Genomic DNA, 3,289 nt, shown 5'->3' with positions numbered 1-3,289 from the left:
AGCCCAAAAATCATTTGAAGAGCACCTCCCAAACGAAGAAGAAAAAAGAAAGTTATATGAGCAAGGTAAAATTTGGCTCAAAGATATGGGCTATGAAGAAATCGGCATGGACCATTTTGCTTTAATAGGAGATCCACTTCTTGAAGCCAAATCAAACCGGACATTGCACAGAAATTTTATGGGCTATACCACTTCACCATCAAAGATTCTATTAGGTTTGGGCTGTAGCGCCATCTCTGACATCAATTATGCCTATGGACAGAATGAAAAAAAGATAGAAGCTTACACCAAAACAATATGGGAAAATGAATTCCCTATCATAAAAGGCCATATTCAGAAAGAAAGTGATCTGCGTTCTAAATCCTTTATAATGAGCTTGATTTGCAACCATACGGCACCTTGGAAGCAAGGGAGCGAGATCCCTGATCACTTACTAACCTTTCTTAATGAAGGTTTGATCTCTTTTGACAAAGGAAAAATTAACATCACCGAAGAAGGAAAACCATTTGTAAGGAACATCTGCATGGCATTGGATCCTTACAGTCAAAATACAGAAAAATCCAGCCCTGTTTTTAGTAAAGCCATTTGATTGTTTATCTTCGCATCAAAAATTCAATCAATGAAAATAAGCGCTATTTGCACCGACATAGACGGCACACTTTTGGATAAACGCCGACAACTTTCAGAGAGAACCTTAACAGCCTTTGCAGCTTTACCTGCAGATTTCCCTGTAATCTTGGCCTCCTCTAGAATGCCCGGTGCAATGACTCATTTGCTGGAAGAATTTAAAAGGACGGACAACCCTTTGATTTGTTATAATGGAGGCTATGTCATCCGCTCCCCGCACAAGGGTTCAGAAATGGTGGATTCTACCTATATCAAGCCGGCCACATGCCGCAAAATAATTGAAGTGGCAGCGAAGACAGAGGTGCATATAAGCCTATATTCCGCAGACGATTGGTATGCACCAACCATGGATAAATGGACTGAAAAGGAAGAGATGGTTACCAAAGTAAAAGCCAAATTAGGTAAACAACATGGAGTAATAGAAAATTGGGAAAGCGCTAAAATGGGGGCACATAAGGTAATGTGCATGGGACAAGTTGATGAAATTCAATGGCTATACGATCAATTGTTCAATAGCCATGATTCCTCTTTACACCTTTACAGGTCCAAAGACACTTATATTGAGATTGCACCCAAGGCTATCTCCAAGGCATCAGGCCTGCGACGAATCTTGGCAGATTACAATATCCCTATGAGTGAAGTCCTGGCCTTTGGCGACAATTACAATGACATCCCTTTATTGGATGAAGCAGGTTATGGGGTGGCTGTTGCCAATGCTCGTGAGGAAGTAAAAGCAGTAGCAAATGAAGTTACCAGCTCAAATATCACGGATGGTGTAGCCAAAAGCATTGAGAAGCTTCTTCTTTAAAGCAATAAATCTTCCTCATCTGTGGTATAAATTGCTCGTGCAAGAAAAGTCTGAAAAGGCCTCATCTTTTCATAGGCCTCTAAGGCCAACCCCACATAGGCACCTGAGTGAATATCCTTATCTGAAACAGGCCGGGAAAGAACGAAACTTTTGTACCTCAAATATTCAATATAAGGATGATCTTTTTCAAAACCTTTGGGAGAGGTTTTGAGCTTTTCCCCTTGCATTGCTCCAAATGTACCTTTTATCTCAGGGGCTGATAGTATTTGATTTAGCTCTTGACCTGAATAGTCAATTTCTTGTCTGATTTTCTTAAGTACGGGAGCCTGCGGCATCCAAACCCCTCCTCCAACCATAGAAGCTCCGGGCTGTACGTGCAGATAATATCCGGGACCTTCCGCTTTTTTTCCTCCAATCGAAAAATAAGCAGCCATATTGGTTTTGTAAGGCGCTTTATTAGCGCTAAACCTTATGTCTCTGTTTTGTCTAAACATACAATCTTTTGGCCGCAACTCTGAAAACCCGAGCTCAATCTTACTTAAAGCAGCCAAAATTTCAGCAACTATTTCAAGAAAAGATGTCCTCTCCTGCTCATACCATTTTCGATTTTCGTCCATCCACTCTTTGCTATTGTTGGCAGACAGCTCCGTAAGAAAAGTCAGAAGTTCTTTATTTGACATGAGATTAAAGGTAAGTGAATAGATGATTTCGTTTTGGTAAATTGCCTATACTTTAGTCAAAATCAAAAGTCCGCAGATAATATATTGTTAATTTTCAAAATTTTAGCATTAAAGAAAACCGTTCCATATTAAACTATAATTATAAAATTATTATCAAATGTAACCCCGGTTTTTAGCTTGCAAAGGAATTAATAGCTAATTTTAAAATGCCTTTTTAGTCCTTCACCCCTTACTAAATACACCGGTTTAAGGTAGGGATAAATCTCTCCTTACCGGAATCATTAAAGAGATCAACCAAGAAAAGGGTTAAACATCGGGAATACAAAAATTATTATTTCCAAATAAACCAATTTACTAAATAATTGTTTTTCCACGCATATACTTTAATCAGCATTTTATGAAAATCCGCATCCACAACAATTCCATTCGTCTCCGGCTTTCGATGTCTGAAGTTAAAAAATTGTCTGAGACAAATGAGATCAAAGAGGAATTGAAATTTCCTAACCCTTATCCTTCATTCATTTATATTTTAAAAGCCTCAGAAGATGGAAATTCCTTTAACATTATTTTTGAGAAGGGACAGATTAGCATAAGCTTACCCTCCGCAGAAATAAAGGCGTGGGCAAATACTGCACAAGTTGGAATAACCAAAACACAAGCTTTGGCTGAGGGTACCGCCCTCCAATTGTTGATTGAAAAAGATTTTCAATGTTTACACAAAAGGCCTGGAGAAAACGAAACGGATAACTTCCCTAATCCGCAAGCTTAAGGCTTATTCTTTTGTAAAAGTAAATATCACTTTCACCTGATCACTTAAAGTTTGTTCGTCAGGCTGAATTGTTGGTGCTGTTCTTTGGTTGTCAGCACTTAACATCATGGCCTCGTTTCTATACCCCTTTGGTTGAAAAGAATTCCCTCCGGAGCCGTAGATCACCTGATGAACTGCTATATCTCCTAGTTCAAGCGTGTTGGCTATCAACATGGCTTTACTTTTGGCGTCCTGCAAAGCCATACGCAATAATTCTTCTTGATATTCTTTCCTTTTGCTATCTGAAAGCTGGAAACTCAATTGGAAGCCCATATCTATAGTGTCATGCAACGCTTGCATGATTTTGACCAAGTCCTGTGCTGTATCTTTGACCAATATCCTCAAATTTTGGCTGGCCACATAACC

At 39.1% G+C, this 3,289-nt stretch carries 4 protein-coding genes and 1 pseudogene; 3 read left to right on the top strand and 2 right to left on the bottom strand.

Features of this window, described 5'->3' with window-relative positions:
• Both AAC037_RS22310 and AAC037_RS22305 read left to right on the top strand, forming a co-directional pair.
• Positions 1–589: pseudogene (locus AAC037_RS22310) on the top strand (coproporphyrinogen III oxidase); the annotation flags it as partial.
• Between the two features lie 30 nt (positions 590–619).
• Entirely contained in the window at positions 620–1,435 is an 816-nt protein-coding gene (locus tag AAC037_RS22305; RefSeq protein WP_339905733.1) for a Cof-type HAD-IIB family hydrolase, read from the top strand.
• Here AAC037_RS22305 and AAC037_RS22300 read toward each other — a convergent pair.
• Positions 1,432–2,115, bottom strand: coding sequence for a DUF2461 domain-containing protein (locus AAC037_RS22300; protein WP_339905731.1), 684 nt, complete (start codon positions 2,113–2,115; stop codon positions 1,432–1,434). The two genes, AAC037_RS22305 and AAC037_RS22300, sit on opposite strands and share 4 nt — an antisense overlap.
• A gap of 397 nt (positions 2,116–2,512) precedes the next feature.
• On the opposite strand from AAC037_RS22300, the gene AAC037_RS22295 reads away from it, so the two are divergent.
• Entirely contained in the window at positions 2,513–2,884 is a 372-nt protein-coding gene (locus tag AAC037_RS22295; protein ID WP_339905730.1) for a hypothetical protein, read from the top strand.
• A gap of 3 nt (positions 2,885–2,887) precedes the next feature.
• On the opposite strand, the gene AAC037_RS22290 is transcribed toward AAC037_RS22295, so the two are convergent.
• Positions 2,888–3,289, bottom strand: a 402-nt coding sequence (locus AAC037_RS22290; protein WP_339905728.1) for an SIMPL domain-containing protein, incomplete at its 5' end; no start/stop codon positions are given.

This window comes from uncultured Cyclobacterium sp. (assembly GCF_963976465.1).
Classification (GTDB): Bacteria; Bacteroidota; Bacteroidia; order Cytophagales; family Cyclobacteriaceae; genus Cyclobacterium.
Note: the sequence above shows the minus strand (reverse complement) of the source record. Positions and strands in the feature narration are given on the sequence as shown.